General features: G+C 64.6%; 17 protein-coding genes and 1 tRNA gene. 9 read left to right on the forward strand and 9 right to left on the reverse strand.

Annotated elements, in window-relative coordinates; translation table 11 throughout:
* Positions 1–18: 18 nt before the first annotated feature.
* Both AC1Q7F_RS09880 and AC1Q7F_RS09885 read right to left on the reverse strand, forming a co-directional pair.
* Positions 19–2310 carry an NADP-dependent malic enzyme gene (locus tag AC1Q7F_RS09880; RefSeq protein WP_492506208.1) on the reverse strand — a complete coding sequence of 764 codons (2292 nt, stop codon included), beginning with the start codon at positions 2308–2310 and terminating at the stop codon, positions 19–21.
* Between the two features lie 251 nt (positions 2311–2561).
* A complete protein-coding gene (locus tag AC1Q7F_RS09885; protein ID WP_492506209.1) occupies positions 2562–2924 on the reverse strand; it encodes a hypothetical protein in 363 nt (120 codons plus the stop codon).
* Here AC1Q7F_RS09885 and AC1Q7F_RS09890 point away from each other — a divergent pair.
* The gene (locus AC1Q7F_RS09890; protein WP_492506211.1) at positions 2913–3542 is read left to right on the forward strand and encodes an FkbM family methyltransferase; all 630 of its coding nucleotides are present in this window, start codon (positions 2913–2915) and stop codon (positions 3540–3542) included. The two genes, AC1Q7F_RS09885 and AC1Q7F_RS09890, sit on opposite strands and share 12 nt — an antisense overlap.
* A 297-nt stretch (positions 3543–3839) precedes the next feature.
* Entirely contained in the window at positions 3840–4631 is a 792-nt protein-coding gene (locus tag AC1Q7F_RS09895) for a class I SAM-dependent methyltransferase (RefSeq protein WP_492506213.1), read from the forward strand.
* Between the two features lie 11 nt (positions 4632–4642).
* On the opposite strand, the gene AC1Q7F_RS09900 is transcribed toward AC1Q7F_RS09895, so the two are convergent.
* Complete coding sequence (locus tag AC1Q7F_RS09900; protein ID WP_492506215.1) at positions 4643–5047, reverse strand: tautomerase family protein; 405 nt, start codon at positions 5045–5047, stop codon at positions 4643–4645.
* A 99-nt stretch (positions 5048–5146) separates the two neighbouring features.
* Here AC1Q7F_RS09900 and AC1Q7F_RS09905 point away from each other — a divergent pair, with 99 nt between their 5' ends.
* Positions 5147–5986, forward strand: a complete 840-nt coding sequence (locus tag AC1Q7F_RS09905) for a LysR family transcriptional regulator (RefSeq protein ID WP_492506217.1) — start codon at positions 5147–5149, stop codon at positions 5984–5986.
* A 48-nt stretch (positions 5987–6034) separates the two neighbouring features.
* Here AC1Q7F_RS09905 and AC1Q7F_RS09910 read toward each other — a convergent pair.
* Positions 6035–6119 (reverse strand) — tRNA-Leu (locus AC1Q7F_RS09910).
* Positions 6120–6294: 175 nt separating this feature from the next.
* Between AC1Q7F_RS09910 and AC1Q7F_RS09915 the strand changes: the two genes are divergently transcribed.
* The 3 genes from AC1Q7F_RS09915 (at position 6295) to AC1Q7F_RS09925 (ending at position 8608) form a co-directional block, all read left to right on the forward strand.
* Positions 6295–7404: a branched-chain amino acid ABC transporter substrate-binding protein gene (locus tag AC1Q7F_RS09915; RefSeq protein ID WP_492506219.1), complete on the forward strand. Its 1110-nt coding sequence runs from the start codon at positions 6295–6297 to the stop codon at positions 7402–7404.
* A 216-nt stretch (positions 7405–7620) separates the two neighbouring features.
* A complete protein-coding gene (locus AC1Q7F_RS09920) occupies positions 7621–8031 on the forward strand; it encodes a response regulator (protein WP_492506221.1) in 411 nt (136 codons plus the stop codon).
* Positions 8032–8353: 322 nt separating this feature from the next.
* The gene (locus AC1Q7F_RS09925) at positions 8354–8608 is read left to right on the forward strand and encodes a hypothetical protein (RefSeq protein WP_492506223.1); all 255 of its coding nucleotides are present in this window, start codon (positions 8354–8356) and stop codon (positions 8606–8608) included.
* Between the two features lie 70 nt (positions 8609–8678).
* On the opposite strand, the gene AC1Q7F_RS09930 is transcribed toward AC1Q7F_RS09925, so the two are convergent.
* From AC1Q7F_RS09930 to serS, 4 genes are read right to left on the reverse strand one after another with little or no spacing between them, the layout of a single operon-like run.
* Entirely contained in the window at positions 8679–9932 is a 1254-nt protein-coding gene (locus AC1Q7F_RS09930; protein WP_492506225.1) for a LysM peptidoglycan-binding domain-containing protein, read from the reverse strand.
* Entirely contained in the window at positions 9929–10585 is a 657-nt protein-coding gene (locus AC1Q7F_RS09935) for a protein-L-isoaspartate(D-aspartate) O-methyltransferase (protein WP_492506227.1), read from the reverse strand. Before AC1Q7F_RS09935 ends, AC1Q7F_RS09930 begins: the two co-directional genes overlap by 4 nt.
* Positions 10582–11358 carry a 5'/3'-nucleotidase SurE gene (gene surE / locus AC1Q7F_RS09940; protein WP_492506229.1) on the reverse strand — a complete coding sequence of 259 codons (777 nt, stop codon included), beginning with the start codon at positions 11356–11358 and terminating at the stop codon, positions 10582–10584. Before surE ends, AC1Q7F_RS09935 begins: the two co-directional genes overlap by 4 nt.
* Entirely contained in the window at positions 11351–12625 is a 1275-nt protein-coding gene (serS, locus tag AC1Q7F_RS09945) for a serine--tRNA ligase (RefSeq protein ID WP_492506231.1), read from the reverse strand. The genes surE and serS overlap by 8 nt, the downstream gene beginning before the upstream one ends.
* A gap of 198 nt (positions 12626–12823) precedes the next feature.
* On the opposite strand from serS, the gene AC1Q7F_RS09950 reads away from it, so the two are divergent.
* The gene (locus AC1Q7F_RS09950) at positions 12824–13492 is read left to right on the forward strand and encodes a MarR family winged helix-turn-helix transcriptional regulator (RefSeq protein ID WP_492506233.1); all 669 of its coding nucleotides are present in this window, start codon (positions 12824–12826) and stop codon (positions 13490–13492) included.
* A complete protein-coding gene (locus AC1Q7F_RS09955; protein ID WP_492506235.1) occupies positions 13489–14175 on the forward strand; it encodes an MOSC domain-containing protein in 687 nt (228 codons plus the stop codon). The genes AC1Q7F_RS09950 and AC1Q7F_RS09955 overlap by 4 nt, the downstream gene beginning before the upstream one ends.
* On the opposite strand, the gene AC1Q7F_RS09960 is transcribed toward AC1Q7F_RS09955, so the two are convergent.
* Positions 14172–14579: an acyl-CoA thioesterase gene (locus AC1Q7F_RS09960; RefSeq protein WP_492506237.1), complete on the reverse strand. Its 408-nt coding sequence runs from the start codon at positions 14577–14579 to the stop codon at positions 14172–14174. The genes AC1Q7F_RS09955 and AC1Q7F_RS09960 overlap by 4 nt on opposite strands.
* 98 nt (positions 14580–14677) lie before the next feature.
* On the opposite strand from AC1Q7F_RS09960, the gene parE reads away from it, so the two are divergent.
* Positions 14678–16669 (forward strand): DNA topoisomerase IV subunit B, encoded by a 1992-nt coding sequence (gene parE, locus AC1Q7F_RS09965; protein ID WP_492506239.1) that lies wholly within the window; start codon positions 14678–14680, stop codon positions 16667–16669.
* Positions 16670–16705: the final 36 nt, after the last annotated feature.

A 16705-nucleotide genomic window follows, 5' to 3' on the forward strand; every position in this document is an offset into this window, starting at 1 on the left:
CGGCCCAGCGGTTTGGCATCAGCGCTCCTGCACGCTGGCTGGATTGTGCATCTGTGCATCAATGACCGCCAGAGCCGACATGTTGACGATGCCGCGCACGGTGACCGACGGGGTCAGGATATGCGCCGGCTTGGCCGTGCCCAGCAGCACCGGCCCCACCGTCAGGCCATCACCCAGAACCTTCAGCAGGTTGAAGGAGACATTGGCACTGTCGCGATCGGGCATGACCAGCAGGTTGGCGGAACCGTTCAGGCGGCTGTTGGGGAAGATGCGGCTGCGGATTTCCGGGCTGATGGCCGCGTCCGCATGCATCTCGCCTTCCACCTCCAGGTCGCCGCAGCGGGCACGGATGGCCTGCAGCGCCTCGCGCATCTTGATCGCCGCGGCATCATTATGGCTGCCGAAGCTGGAATGGGACAGCAGCGCCACCTTGGGCGCCAGGCCGAAGCGCCGCACCTCCTCAGCCGCCAGATCCGTGATTTCGGCCAGGTCCGACGCCGTCGGGTTGGCATTCACATAGGTGTCGGTCAGGAAGAAGGTGCCGCGATTCAGGATCAGCACGGAAAGCGCTGCCATGACGCGTGCGCCCTTTTTCCGGCCGATCACATCGTTCACATGCTTCAGGTGCCAGTCGTAAAGGCCGACCGTACCGCAGATCAGGGCATCGGCCTCCCCCTTGTCCACCATCAGCGCCCCGATAACGGTGCTGTTGGTGCGCACCACCTGACGGGCACGGTCGGGCGAAACACCACCGCGCTCCATGATGCGGTGATAGGTCTGCCAATAATCGTTATAGGCCTTGTCGTTTTGCGGGTCGATCAGGCGGACATTCTCGTCCAGGCGCAGGCGCAGGCCCAGTTTCTCGATACGCCGCGCCACCACCTCGCGCCGGCCGATCAGGATGGGCTGGGCCAGGCCATCCTCCAGCACCTGCTGGGCGGCGCGCAGCACCCGCTCCTCCTCGCCCTCGGCATAGGCGATGCGGCGGGGATCGGCCTTGGCCTTGGCGAAGACGGGCTTCATCAGCAGGCCGGAGCGGAAGACGAACTGGCCCAGCTGTTCCAGATACGCATCGAAATCCAGGATGGGGCGGGTGGCCACGCCGCTATCCATGGCGGCCTTGGCCACGGCGGGGGCGATCTCCAGGATCAGGCGCGGGTCGAAGGGCCGCGGGATCAGATAATCGGGACCGAAGCTGGGCGGCGCCTCGCCATAGGCCATGGCGACCACGTCATGCACCTCCGCCTGGGCGAGATTGGCGATGGCCTTGACGGCGGCGATCTTCATCGCCTCGTTGATGGTCGTGGCGCCGACATCCAGCGCGCCGCGAAAGATGAAGGGGAAGCACAGGACATTGTTGACCTGGTTGGGGAAATCCGACCGGCCGGTGCCCACGATGGCTTCCGGGCGCACGGCCTTCACCTCGTCCGGCATGATTTCAGGTGTCGGGTTGGCCAGGGCCATGACGATGGGCTTCTCCCCCATCTTCTTCACCATGTCCTGGGTCAGGACGCGCGGTGCCGACAGTCCCAGAAAGATATCAGCACCACCGATAATGTCGTCCAGGGTCCGGGCATTGGTCGCCTTGGCGTAGCGCGACTTGCGCGGGTCCATCAGCTCGGTGCGGCCCTGATAGACCACACCCTTGATGTCGCTGACCCAGACATTCTCCACCGGCAGGCCCATATCGACCAGCAGGTCCAGGCAGGCCAATGCGGCCGCACCGGCACCGGAACAGACCAGCTTGACCGACGCGAAGTCGCGGCCCGTCAGTTTCAGCGCGTTGGTGATGGCGGCGGCCACGATGATGGCCGTGCCGTGCTGGTCGTCATGGAAGACCGGGATCTTCATGCGTTCGCGCAGCTTCTGTTCGACATAGAAGCATTCCGGCGCCTTGATATCCTCCAGATTGATGCCGCCAAAGGTCGGCTCCAGCGCCGCGATGACATCGACCAGCTTCTCGGGATCCTTCTCGCTGATCTCGATGTCGAACACATCGATGCCGGCGAACTTCTTGAACAACACGCCCTTGCCTTCCATCACCGGCTTGGACGCCAGCGGGCCGATATCGCCCAGGCCCAGCACGGCGGTGCCGTTGGTGATCACGGCCACGAGATTGCCGCGGCTGGTATATTTGGCGGCGTTGGCCTCATCCTCGACAATGGCCTCGCACGCGTGCGCGACGCCCGGCGAATAGGCCAGCGCCAGATCGCGCTGCGTCGCCAGTGGCTTGGTGGGCGTTACGGCGATCTTGCCGGGAACGGGAAGGCGATGATAGTCGAGCGCCGCGTCGCGGAAGGCATCGGTCATTTCAGGGTGAACTCCCAACGAACCTGAACGGATTTTTATTGGTCCCTAGTTAGGCCCGGAGCATCGCCGCTGTCCAGCCATAGGACAATGCCCAGGGCGGGAAGCAGCCCCGTGCCGCCGGACACGCCGGCGACAGGGCCGGACAAGGCCCAACCCTATCGCCAAAATGGTTCAAGCCACTGCGATAAATGAAGTTTCCAGAACCAATCATCCATCCATGCCGGGCCGTCACCTTGACATATCCACAATTTTCAGACCAATTCCGCCGCAAGAATGGCATGCTGTCCCGTGTGGATCAGGATATGTCCGGAACGTTCCGGAACGCCGCCATGCGGCTCAAGGCAGGTTTCATCATGACGGCCTCCGAATACAGAATAGACTATTCCCCCGAAGAGACCCGAAACCATATCGATATCATGCGGATCAGGATGGGGGTGCGGAATATCGAATTCCAGCCCCGGCCATCCCGCGCGCTCTATGCACAGCTCAGCGCCAATCCCGATCAATGCACGGTCCGCACCCGTTGCGACTATTCCATAACGCCAACCGTCCTGGTCAACCACCATTGGGAAGTTGAGCATCTGCTGTTCACACGCAAGGCGATGGAACAGCATCTGGCCGTCACCGTTGTCGATGTGGGGGCCAATATCGGCCTGTTCTCCCGTCAGGTTCTGGGTTGGCTGAACAATATCCGCCACCTTTACGCCTATGAGCCGGAGCCGGAGAATTTCGACTGTCTTCTACACAATCTCGGCTGCTTTACGCATTTCACGGCGGAGATGGCGGGGCTGGCGGATCGCGACGGTTCGACCGTTCTGCACATGGACATGCGCAATTGCGGCAATAACAGCCTGGTCTCCGATGAGTTGGCCGGCGCCTGGCAGAAATCGTCGATCGAGGTCAAAATCCGGGACATCGCAACGGAAAGCCGCCGCTGGCTGGAACATGGCTATCCTATCTTCTACAAGTCCGATACGCAGGGCTATGACGAGTTGCTGGCCTCCTTGATGCCCGATGATGTCCGCGCCCGCCTTATCGGCGGCATCATCGAGATCGAGCAGATCGAGAAGCCGCCCTTTTCCATCGACCGGTTCGGAAGCTTCCTCGACCTTTTCGCACATAAGTTCATTCTCCAGCCGGACGCCCAACAGATCCCGATCACGACGCCGCAGATACTGGACCTGTTGAACAGCAAGGCCGAAGTCGGCGCCAATATCGGCTTCCGGCTTTGATCGGACATGCGATCCCCGCAGCTGCGCCATCCTGATGGAATCCCATAAGCATATGTTTTCGATCATAAATTATGACGATGGGCTTCTTTTTGAGAGCCGATGGCCATCCGGAAATCACTGGATCGACCCCCATGCCGGTGATAGGCTCGCCCCGTTCGCTTTACCGCTGAACTATTCGATTGAATTCCGTCCCGGCGGGACCGCAAGGTTCCGCTTTGACGGCACTGCTATTTGGACGGGTGTCATGATGGAGCACCGGAATTGCCGTCCACGATCCCGGTGACAGGAAGGTCGAAGATGGGCATCCCCACAAATATCGTGCTGCGCCTGTTCGACATCTACAAGCGACAGGATTTTCAGATCACTTCCGAGCTGGAGAGCAGGCTCATCCATTCAGACAGTTATACCTTCACCCGGATATACCAGGACAACAGGAGCCAGACGCATCATTTGGGTATCGCCATGCGCGAGGTTCACTTTCTGCAATCGCTCTGCTCCCTGCGTGATGTTCGCAACATTTTCATTATCGGCAACAGCTTTGCGTTCAGCACCATCGCCCTGGCGCTCATCAACCCGCAGGCCAAGGTGGTGGCGATCGAGATCGGGGATGAGGATTTCACGGCCGAATGGATCGACCGGACCAACCAGATCGCCCAGGATGAGGGGCTGAACATCAAGGTGATCAAGGGTTCATCCCCTGACAACAACGCGGACATCATCAACCAGGAATTCGATGGCCGTATCGACCTCGCTTTTGTCGACGGTCTGCATACAATAGAAGCTGTCGAAGCCGATTTCGAAAGTCTGCTTCCGTTCGGGCACGACGAAACCATGTTCGTCTTCCACGATATCGTGAGCTTCGCCCTGACCGAGGGTCTGTCCCGCGTCGTCAGCCGCCATCCGATGGATGGCCGGGTCTTCTTCGCCACCCCTTCCGGCATGGCGGTCATGATGAAGAGCCCGCCGCCCCATTACGACACGTTCAGCGAGGCTTATGGCTGCAGCGGCCTGGTGCAAATGATCGTCAGTGCCTACCTTGCCGTGAAGCTGGAGGAAGAGGCGAAGAAGAAGGACGCGCTGCCGGCCTGATCCGGCGCATGTCAGCCAGGATTGGCCGCGGCCCAGCGGCCTTCCTGTGTGCGCCCGCCATAGCCATAGGCATGGCCATCCACGGCATGGACCAGGACATAGCTCTCGGCATGGGTTGGCCCCAGCAAGGTTGCCATCCCCTCGAAGACGGCATGCACGAAACGCGTTGTCTCGGCCTTCACATTGGTGCCCGCCGTGATCTTGACATCGATCCAGAAGGCGGACAGCCCATCATCCACGGGACGCCGTCCGGCGATCCACCAGTGGCCGCCGGACGCCGGCTCCACCAGAACCGCCGTCACGCCCGGATCCTTGCCAAGATGTTCGGCCGTCCAGCCGGAAATGGCGGCAGCGATGCGCTCTTCCAGTACGGGTAACGGGTTGGGCGTGACATAGCGAACAATGATCATGGGCATTTGAAGCCTCCATCCAAAGGGCGATGGTTTCAATCTGGCATCAAGGATGCCACCCATGTAATCATATGGTTCATATGAATATCATAGTGAATTTTAATGATGCTGGACCTGGAATCCATCCGCCTCTTCGTCCTGACTGCCGATATGGGCAATCTGACACGCGCTGCGGAGGCGGCGGGTACGGTACAGCCCGTGGTCAGCCAGCGGCTGCGCGCGCTGGAGGAACGGCTGGGCTGCCGGTTGCTGGACCGCAATGCCCGTCGCGCCGTGCCGACGGCGGAGGGGGCAGCCTTTCTGGAGCGGGCACGCCGGCTGCTGTCGGCCCATGACGCGGCTTTGGGCTTTCGTGACGAAGGCGATGACATGGACCTTCGGCTGGGCATCAGCGACCATGCCCTGGGTCAGGGTGCAGGGCCGCTGTTTCAGCGCCTGCAGGCCACCCTGCCCGCGCGCTGCCGGCTGGAGGTGCGGGTGGGCCTGTCGCAAAGCCTGCGCGGCGCCTTCGATGCTGGCGCCCTGGACGCCGTGATCATCCGCCGGGAGGCGGGTGGACAGGAGGGGGAGAGCCTGGGGATCGACCCGCTGGGCTGGCGCGGTCTGGCATCGGCATATGTGCCGGGGCAGCCCCTGCGTCTGGCCACGCTGGGCGCGCCATGCGGCGTAAGGGCCCAGGCCATCCGGGCATTGGAACAGGCCGGCATCCCCTGGCGGGAAAGCCTGGTGGCCGGCAGCTGCGCCATGCTGGCCGAGGGCGTGCGGGCGGGCCTGGGCATCGCACCGATGGGCAAGCTTGCCGGCGGTGACCTGCCCGAACTCGGCCATGGGCTTCAGCTGCCCGCATTGAAGCCGTCGGAGATTGTGCTGCTGGGCCGGCAACAGGATGCGGCCATGGCGGCGGCACTGCGCGTGCTGGCGGCGGGTGTACGGGCGGCCCTTTGACGCACGAAGCCCCGGAACATTGCTGTTCCGGGGCTTATCGCAAAATCATGGTGCGGCCGAAAAGACTCGAACTTTCACGGGTTGCCCCACAGCGACCTCAACGCTGCGCGTCTACCAATTCCGCCACGGCCGCAAGCACATGTTCGGAAACCAGACGGGGTCGCCGTCTGGTGGAGCGCTGGATAGCAAATCGCGAACGGCCGTTCAAGCTTCAAATCCGGGACCCCGACCACGCTACCGATTTGACGGGCCGGTCACGCATGATAGCTTCTGCACCACGTTCCACGCCCGATGGGAGACCGGTGACAATGAACCTGAAGAAAACCCTGACCGCGGCGCTGACGGCCGCGACCATGCTGACCGCGATGCCGGCTCTGGCCGATACGGTGGTTGGGCTGGTGGCGCCGCTGACTGGCCCTAATGCGGTTTTCGGCGAGCAGATGCGGCGCGGGGCCGAAATGGCCGTGGCCGACATCAATGCCAAGGGCGGCCTGCTGGGCGAAAAGCTGGTACTGGTCAATCTCGACGATGCCTCGAACCCCAGCCAGGGCGTGGCCATCGCCAATAAACTGGCAACCCAGGGCGGCGTGGCCGCCTTCGGCAACTTCAATTCCGCCGTTTCGATTCCCTCTTCAAAGGTGTTCGCGGATGAGGGGATTGTGATGATCAGCCCCGCCTCCACCAACCCGCAGCTGACCGAACAGGGTCTCACCACCGTCTTCCGCACCTGTGGGCGGGACGACCAGCAGGGCGACGTGGCCGCCGCCTGGCTGATCAAGAACCATAAGGACGGCAAAATCGCCGTCATCCATGATCAGACCACCTATGGCCGTGGTCTGGCGGAAGCCACCCGCAGCGCCCTGAACAAGAGCGGCAAGAAGGAGGCCATGTTCGACGCGGTGAATGTCGGCGACCGCGACATGTCGGCCCTGGTCACCAAGATGAAGGATGCCGGCATCGGCATCGTCTATTTCGGCGGCTTGCACACGGAAGCCGGGCTTCTGGTCCGCCAGATGGCGGATGCCGGACTGAAGGCCGTGTTCATGTCGGGCGACGGCGTCGTGAACCAGGAATTCTGGAACATCGCCGGTACGTCCGCCGAAGGGGCGCTGGTCACGTTCGGTAATGAATACCGTGACAAGCCGGAGGCGGTGGACGTGGTGAAGCGTTTCCGCGCAGGCGGATTCGAACCTGAAGCCTATACGCTCTACACCTATGCCGCCGTTCAGGTCTGGGCCGGGGCTGCGGTGAAGGCCAAGTCGGCAGACGCCGACAAGGTGGCGGCAAGCATCCGTGACGGCGTGTACAGCACCGTGATCGGCCCGCTGTCCTTCGATGCCAAAGGCGACCGCAAGGTCACCGACTATGTCGTCTACCGCTGGTCCAACGGCAAGTACACGCCGATTCCCGGCCAGTAAGCCCGATCGGGGACCGCCCCCGGACCACACCCGGTCCGGGGGCATTTCCTTTCCGAAACTACGACTTTCAGCCATATAGATTCTTTAGGCATATGAAATTGGACGAGTGGCCGGGTTGCCGGACCTTTTCCCTTGGCGTAATCAACATAGGATCGGCACCGCCTGCACCGCTCAGCGTGCACATCCAGCGTTCTTTCCCAGGTTGAAGGAAAAATAGTGACCGAAATCCCCGCCCCAGCCGCAGCCTTGCGGGTGATGATCGTCGAAGATGACGCGCTGGTCGCGTTGGGCGTCAGGCTGACGGTCAGCGAACTGGGCCATGACGTTGTGGGCATCGCCGCCTCGGAGCATGAGGCGCTGGCCCTGGCGCAGGTGGAAAGGCCGCAACTGGCCCTGATGGATATCCGGCTGCGGGGCACCAGCGACGGGGTGCAGGTGGCCCAACGGCTTTGGCAGGAACTGCGCGTACGCTGCATCTTCCTGTCCGCCTATGCCGACGAACACACAATGGAACGGGTCGCCCAAACCCGGCCGCTGGGCTTTGTCCAGAAGCCCTATTCGGCGATGCAGCTGAAGGCCGCGCTGGAGCAGGCGGGGCGGCGGCTGAACGAAGCGGAAAGCCGGTAGGCTGGTTTCCAGATGACGGGACCGGATCTGACCCTTTTGGAAAACGAAAAGCTGGAGCGTGTTTCCGGTCAGCGGAAACACGCTCTAAGCCCCTGAAATTCCCCATCCAAGGCACGGGTTTGCCGCAATTGAGTGTGATATTGCCTATCAAGGCAGCGGTGTTTTGAGCGGGTTGCCGGGAAAATACGCATTTCCTGGGGAAAACTGCATCGACGCTGTTGTCAACGAACACTCAAGGCTTCAAGGTTGGAGCGTTGAAGCGTATCTGGTTACGGGGGGATGGGCCCCCGTCACCGGCCACAATAATGCGAAGGAGCGAACAATGCGCGTGCTTCCCCTGGTTTTCGCCGGCCTGATGGTTGTTGGCCTGGCCGCCTGCGGCAAAAAGGAAGAGGCTGCCGCCCCGGCGCCAGCCCCGGCGGCTGAGACCCCTGCTCCGGCTCCTGCTGAGCCGGCACCGGCCCCGGCGGAAGCCCCGCCCGCTCCGGCTGAAGGCACCACGCCCCCGGCTGACGGCATGACCCCGCCGACCACCCCGCCGGCCGAAGGCACCACGCCGCCGGAAGGCAACAAGTAAGATCATCCACGGGTGATTGCAGGGGGCCGGGCACCGTCGGGGTGCCCGGCCCTTTTCATTTGGACCCCGTTTACCTTTCCAGCTGATCCACCGGGTTGAGAACCTGTTCGCCCTTGCGGACCGCGAAGTGCAGTTGGGACGAGCGGACATTGCCGGTCTGACCGACCGTGCCGATCCCCTGCCCGCGCGTCACGCGCTGGCCCTGTTCCACCGCAATCACATCCAGATGGGCATAAACGGTGACCCAGCCGCCATCATGGCGGATCAGCACCAGATTTCCGAAGGATTTCAGCTGATTACCGGCATAGGCCACGATGCCGTTCTCCGCCGCGGCCACGGCCGTGCCCTTGGGCGCGCCGATATTGATGCCATCATTGCGCAGGCCACCCGGCTTGTCGCCGAAGGTCGACAGGATGGGGCCGCGGACAGGCCAGAGGAAACGGTTGCCGGCTCGGGCCGGCGGCACATCATCCTTGGGCGGGGCCGGCGGTGGAGCGACAGCGGCGACCTGGGCCGGCGGCGTTTCCACGATGGGCGCCGGCTGCAAGGCGGGGGCCGGGCGGCGGTCGGGTGTGACCGCCGGCGGGGCGGATGATGGCGGCGGCAGGGTTTCCGTCTCCACCGACTTGCGGCCAGCGGCCGAAGCACCAGAAGGCACGGTGATGGAGGGGCCCGTGGCGACGGTGCCCCCGACGGTGGCGGCCGGTGCGGTGGCGGGCGGTGCGGTGGCGGGAGCCGGCGGCGGCAGGGTCGCCACCTCGATCGCCGGGCGCTGGCTGCGCTCCATCGGGCTGGAACTGGCGGCGGGCGGCAGGTCGGGCTTGCGGCCCGGTGCGGGCATGGCGGGCTTGGCCGCGGGCACCGGCATGGCGGCCGGTGGGGCGGCGGCGATGGCGGTACCGGCAACCGGGCTCTGCCCCGGCAGGCGCAGGGTCTGGCCGGTCTTCAAACTGTATGGCTGCTGCAGGCCGTTGAGGCGGACCAGTTCCGCCATGTCCACCTGGTACTGGCGCGACAGGCCATAAAGCGTGTCGCCGGGCCGGACGGTGTAGACCTTGGGCGTGGGCAGCGTCAGACGCTGGCCGGGCTGCAGGATATAGGGGGCAACCAGGCCGTTGGCCTCGATCAGGTCGCGGACGGGGACGTTATACTGCTGGGCCAGCTTATAGAGCGTATCCCCGCGTGAGACGAAGATGCTGTTGGGCGCCGCCGCCGGTGCGCGGGCGGCCGGGCTGGGCAGGTCGCCTTCGGTGGAGCAGCCGGCCAGGGCCAGTCCTGCCAGCAAAGCCAGCATCAGGCGCGCAGGGCGAGCGGGCGCCCTCATGCCGGCACGCTGTCCGGGGCGACGTCCGGCAACAGGGGAACGAACCTGACGGGCCACAATATCTCTCGCTTCAATCCATCCATGTCCCGCCGGATGCGTACCACATTCAGCGCCCGGTGATCGGGTCCCAGCGGGATCACCATGATACCACCAACCGCCAGTTGGTCCATCAGCTCCGGCGGTGGGTTTCCGATGCAACCTGCGGTGACAAGTATCCGCTCGAAGGGTGCCGCCTCCGGCCAGCCTTTGATCCCATCCCCCACCCGCGCCGTCATATTATGCAGGCGGAGCGCCGAAAAGCGTTGCTCAGCCTCCAGCGCCAGCGGGCGATGTCGCTCGATCGTATAGACCCTGCGGGCGATCTTGGCCAGAATGGCGGCCTGATAGCCGCTGCCCGTCCCGATCTCCAGCACCTTGTGGCGGTCACTCAGTTCCAGGGCCTGGGTCATCAACCCCACCACCTGCGGCTGGCTGATCGTCTGGCCATGGCCGATGGGCAGGGCCGTATCCTCATAGGCCTGGTCGCGGAACGGGCGCGGCACGAACAGCTCCCGCGGGATCAGCTCGATCGCGCGCAGCACATTGACATCCGTCACCCCCTGGCGGCGCAGCAGCATCAGCAACCTGATCTTGCGCGCCGCCCCACTGGTCATGCCAAGACCCCTTTCAGGTTCTCCAGACAGCCATAATGGGTCAGGTCCAGATAGATGGGCGTGACCGCGACGCCGCCATGATTGACGACATGCACGTCGGTATCGGCGGGCACATCCTCGTCCCCGCGCGCCGCCCCGATCCAGAAATAGCGCCGGCCTCTAGGGTCGATCCGCTCGTCCAGCTCATCCCCGATCTTGCGGTTGCCGTGGCGGACCACATGCACGCCGGTGACGTCGCCCACGGCCACGTCGGGGTAATTCACATTCATCAGCACCAGTTTCGGCCAGTCGGCGGCCATCACCTTGCGCACCACCTGCGCGCCCATCGCCTCCGGCACCACCCAGTTGGGCGGGCCGCCCTGGGGCAGGCGCTGGCTCATGGCGATGGCCCGCACGCCCAGCAAGGTTGCTTCCATGGCGCAGGCGATGGTGCCGGAATAGGTGACATCCTCGCCCAGATTGCTGCCATGGTTGATGCCGGACAGCACCAGGGTCGGCCGCTTGTCCGCCATCAGATGGTTGATGGCCAGCAGCACGCAGTCGGTGGGCGTGCCGTCGACCGCAAAGCGCTTGGGCCCCAGTTCCCGCACGCGCAAGGGCCGGTGCATGGTCAGGCTGTGGCTGGCGCCGGACTGTTCCAGCTCCGGCGCCACCACCCAGACATCGTCGGTCAGCTGCCGCGCGATCGTCTCCAACACAGCCAGACCTGCAGCATTGATGCCATCGTCGTTGCTGACCAGGATGCGGGCGTCGGTAAAGTCGAACTCAGCCATTTGCGGCAATCCGGTCCACGCCGCCCATATAGGGGATCAGCGCCTCGGGGATCAGGATGCTTCCGTCGGGCTGCTGGTAATTTTCCAGCACGGCGATCAGGCAACGGCCCACGGCCACGCCCGACCCGTTCAGCGTATGGACGAACTGCGTGGCCTTGTCGCCCTTGGCGCGGAAGCGGGCCTTCATGCGCCGTGCCTGGAAATCCCCGCAGTTGGAACAGCTGGAGATTTCGCGATACGCCCCCTGCCCCGGCAGCCAGACCTCGATATCATAGGTCTTCTGGGCGGTGAAACCCATGTCGCCGGTGCACAGCGTGACGGTGCGGAACGGCAGACCCAGGCGCTTCAGCACCGTTTCGGCGGCATCCGTCATCCGCTCATGCTCGGCGGCCGACTGGTCCGGGGCGGTGATGGACACCATCTCCACCTTGTAGAACTGGTGCTGGCGGATCATGCCGCGCGTGTCGCGACCGGCCGACCCGGCCTCGGACCGGAAGCAGGGGGTGCGGGCGGTCAGGCGCAGCGGCAGTTCCTCGGCATCCAGGATGGCGTCATTGACCAGATTGGTCAGCGGCACTTCCGCCGTGGGGATCAGCCAGAAGCCGTTGGTGGTCTGGAACAGGTCTTCGGTGAATTTCGGCAGCTGGCCCGTGCCAAAGGCGGCGTCATCCTTGACCAGCAGCGGCGGCGACACTTCCTCGAACCCGAATTCGGTCGTGTGGATGTCCAGCATGAAATCGCCCAGCGCACGTTCCAGGCGGGCCAGCTTGCCGCGCAGCACGGTGAAGCGCGCCCCCGACAGCTTGGCCGCCAGGTCGAAGCTCATCAGGCCCAGGGCCTCACCCAGCTCGAAATGCTGCTTGGCATTGTCGATGATAGCCGGCGTGCCGACGCGGCGGATCTCGACATTGTCATGTTCATCCTTGCCATCGGGCGCGTCGGCGGCGGGCAGGTTGGGATATGACGCCAGGATACGGTCCAGCTCCATCCCCAGTTCCTTCTCCCGTTCCTCGATCTGCGGCATGCGCTCCTTGATGGATGCCACCTCGTCCAGCAGGGGCTGGGCGTCCCGGCCTTCCTTCTTATAGGTGCCGATCAGCTTCGATGCCTCGTTCCGGCGGGCCTGCAGCTCCTGCGACTGGGTCTGGCAGGCGCGCCGCTCCTGGTCCAGTTCCAGGATGCGGGCGGACAGCGGTTCCACACCGCGCCGGGCCAGGCCGGCATCAAAGGCAGCGGGATTGTCGCGGATGGAACGGATGTCGTGCATGGAAACCAGATGCATAAGGGTCAATCGGTGCCCCGTTTATAGGGGCGGAGGGGGGATGCCGTCCAGCGCCCACAGGTCGCGGGGGCTTAACCGGTGTGAAACATCCTATGCCCCCTCCGCCTCGGCTCGTCGCTTGGTCCTTGCCATATTATCGGACTCCGAATATAAATCCGCCTGCAACCACAGGCTGGAAACGCCATGATCGAAGACATGTTCGACCGGTTGAGCGAGCCTGCGTCCAACCGGCTGGCCGACGGGTTCGTGCGGGTGGCGGCGGCGTTGAAGGCCAATGACTGGAAGGATGCCACGCCGCACGGGCTGACGGCAACGCAGGCCCGCATCCTGGGCCTGCTGCGCGACAATCCCGATGGCTTGCGGCCCGTCACCATCGCTGCGCGCATCGGGGTGAAGGCACCCACGGCCAGCGAGGCCACCACCACCCTGATCCAGAAGGGGCTGGTCCTGCGTGTGGCGGCGCCGGATGACGGGCGCGGCAGTCTGGTCCTGGCCACGCCGGCGGGGCTGGCGCTGGCCGACCGGTTCGGCGGCGGGCCGCTGTTCCTGATCGACGCGCTGGGCGACATGCCGGCAACGGACCAGCTGTCGCTGCTGCGCCTGATGCTGCGGCTGGTGCGCACGCTGCAACGCGCTGGGCATGTGCCCGTCAGCCGAATGTGCCTGGATTGCAAGTACTTCCAGCCGAACGTGAATCCAGGCACTGACCTGCCGCACCATTGCCATTTCGTGGGAGCCCCCCTGGGCGACCGGCATCTGCGCCTGGATTGCCCCGAACAATCACCGGCCCCCATCCCTGTCGCCGACGAGGTCTGGGCCGGGTTCCTGAATGCCAGCGGAGAAGCACGATGATTTTGGACCACCTGCTGGTGGGTACACCCCGGCCCCTGGGCGACAAACAGGTGCCCAGTTCCATCGCCAGCCGGCAGCCCGCCTTGGGCCCTGTGCGGGCCGAGACTCTGGGGCTGACCGGCGACGCGGTGGGCGACACCAAGGTGCATGGCGGGCCGGACAAGGCCATCCATCTCTATCCCCACGACCATTACGCCGCCTGGGCGGCGGAACATCCGGAAATGATCCCGGTGCTGGCCCTGCCCGGCGCATTCGGGGAGAATTTTTCCGTCTCCGGCATTACGGAGGCCGATGTCTGCCTGGGCGACGTGGTGGCGGTGGGCGGCGCCGTACTGCAGGTCGCGCAGGCCCGCCAGCCCTGCTGGAAGCTGGGCGTGCGGTTCGGCCTGCCCGTCCTGCCGCGCCTGTTGCAGAAGACCGGGCGCACCGGCTGGTATTACCGCGTGCTGGCGGAAGGCGACGTGCAGGCCGGCGACGCGCTGCGCCTGATCGAGCGGCCGAACCCGGCCTGGACGCTGGCCCGCACCCTGCGCACCCTCTATGTCGACATGCTGGACCGCGACGCGCTGGGCGAACTGGCCGACCTGCCGGGCGCCAGCGCCGGGCTGAAGCGGCTGGCCGCCAACCGGCTGGCCAATGCGGCGGTGGAGGATTGGGAGAGGCGGCTGGCGGGGGTGCCCTAAACCATCGTGCCCGCTGCCGGCACCACCGGACGCGGACGGCCGCCCTCCCCCAAGGCCACATAGGTGAACACGCCTTCCGTCACCTTATAGGCCGTGCCGTCATAGCGCCGCACCCAGACATCCACACGGACCCGGATGGACGTGGTGCCGATACGCTCCACCTCCGTATAGCAGTTGACCTCGTCACCGACGGCCACCGGGCGGTGGAACTTCATCGCCTCCACGCCCACGGTCGCCACCGGCCCGCGCGCCACACGGACGGCGGGGGCCGCCCCGGCTAGGTCCATCTGTGACATCACCCAGCCGCCGAACACCTGGCCATTGCCGTTCAGGTCGGCGGGCATGGCGAAGGTGCGCATCGACGGCGCGTCGCGGTCGAAATCGGGCATCCGGTCCTGGCTCATCACCTGTCGCTCCGTTTTCATCAAAATGTAGGGGTCTATGTCGTCGGGAGATACCGCATCTCCTTGAACAACGGACCGGCTCCTTCCTATAATGGGGCATGAGCGACCTCTTCCAGAACACCGCCGCCAAGCAGGACAGCTATTCCGCCCAGGACATCGAGGTTCTGGAGGGGCTGGAGCCTGTCCGCCGCCGCCCCGGCATGTATATCGGCGGCGTGGATGACCGCGCCCTGCACCATCTGGTGGCGGAGATCCTCGACAATGCCATGGACGAGGCGGTGGCCGGCCATGCCAGCCGTATCGACCTGGACCTGTCGGCTGACGGCACCGTGACGGTGCGCGACAATGGCCGCGGCATCCCCACCGACGAGCATCCCAAATATCCCGGCAAATCGGCGCTGGAGGTGATTTTCACCACCCTGCATTCCGGCGGCAAATTCTCCGGCAAGGTCTATGCGACCTCGGGCGGCCTGCATGGCGTCGGCTCGGCCGTGGTCAACGCCCTGTCCGACCGGCTGCATGTGGAGGTGGCGCGCGACCGCCAGCTTTATACCCAGACCTTCTCGCGCGGGCTGGCCCTGGGACCGCTGACCCCGGCCGGCCCGGTACAGAACCGGCGCGGCACCACCGTCAGCTTCCATCCCGATGCCGAGATTTTCGGACATGAGGCGCATTTCAAGCCGGAACGGCTGTATCGCCTGTGCCGGTCCAAGGCCTATCTCTATCGCGGCGTGGAAATCCGCTGGTCTTGCGACACCGCCCTGATCACCGCCGACAGCGGCGTGCCGGCGGCGGAGGTGCTGCATTTCCCCAACGGCCTGCTGGATTACCTGAACGGCACGCTGCGATCCCGCGCCACCGTCACCCCCCTGCCCTTTGCCGGTCAGGCGGATTTTCCCGGCGATGCCGGCCGCGTGGAATGGGCCATCGCCTGGCCGGAGGATGATGAGGGCTTCAGCCACACCTACTGCAACACCATCCCCACGCCCCAGGGTGGCACGCATGAGGTGGGGCTGCGCGGCGCCCTGACCCGCGCCATCAAATCCTATGGCGAGATGTCGGGCAACAAGCGGGCGGCCAGCATCACGGCCGAGGATGTGATGGAGGGGGCCACCATCCTGCTCTCCGTCTTCATCCGCGACCCGCATTTCCAGGGCCAGACCAAGGAACGGCTGGTCAGCGCCGATGCCCAGAAGCTGACCGAGAATGCCATCAAGGACCGGTTCGACCATTGGCTGTCGGGATCGCCCGATGCCGCCAAGGCCCTGATCGAACGGTTGATCGAGAAGGCCGACGAACGCGCCCGCAAAAAGGCGCAGAAGGAGATGGCGCGCAAGACGCCGACCCGGCGCCTGCGCCTGCCCGGCAAGCTGGCCGATTGTTCGCGCCAGAGTGCGGATGATACCGAGATCTTCATTGTGGAGGGCGATTCGGCCGGCGGGTCGGCCAAGCAGGCCCGAATGCGCGACACCCAGGCCATCCTGCCGCTGCGCGGCAAGATCCTGAACGTGGCCTCGGCCAGCGTGGACAAGCTGCGCGGCAACCAGGAACTGGCCGATCTGGCCCAGGCGCTGGGCTGCGGCACCGGCAAGGAATTCAGCCTCGACAAGCTGCGGTACGAGCGCGTCATCATCATGACCGACGCCGACGTGGACGGCGCCCACATCGCCTCGCTGCTGATGACCTTCTTCTATCGCGAGATGCCGGCCCTGATCCAGCATGGCCATCTCTATCTGGCACTGCCGCCCTTGTACCGGCTGGCCGGTGGCGGGCACACCCGCTATGCCCGCGACGACGCGCACAAGGACGAGTTGATGAAGACCGTGTTCAAGTCGGTCAAGGGCAAGGTGGAAATCAGCCGCTTCAAGGGCCTGGGCGAAATGCCGTCCGCGCAATTGAAGGAAACCACCATGGACCCCAAGAAGCGCGCGCTGCTGCGCGTCGTGGTCCCGGATCAGCGCGACCCCGACCAGCAGGACGATGTCGAGGAAACCAGGGCGCTGGTGGAAAGCCTGATGGGCCGCAAGCCGGAACTGCGGTTCAAGTTCATCACCGAGAATGCGAAGTTTGCGCAGGATTTGGATGTGTGAGGACGTTAAAGATTAGTCACGCCATGTTTATACACA

This window comes from Niveispirillum sp. GW835-FHT14G11 (assembly GCF_058793615.1).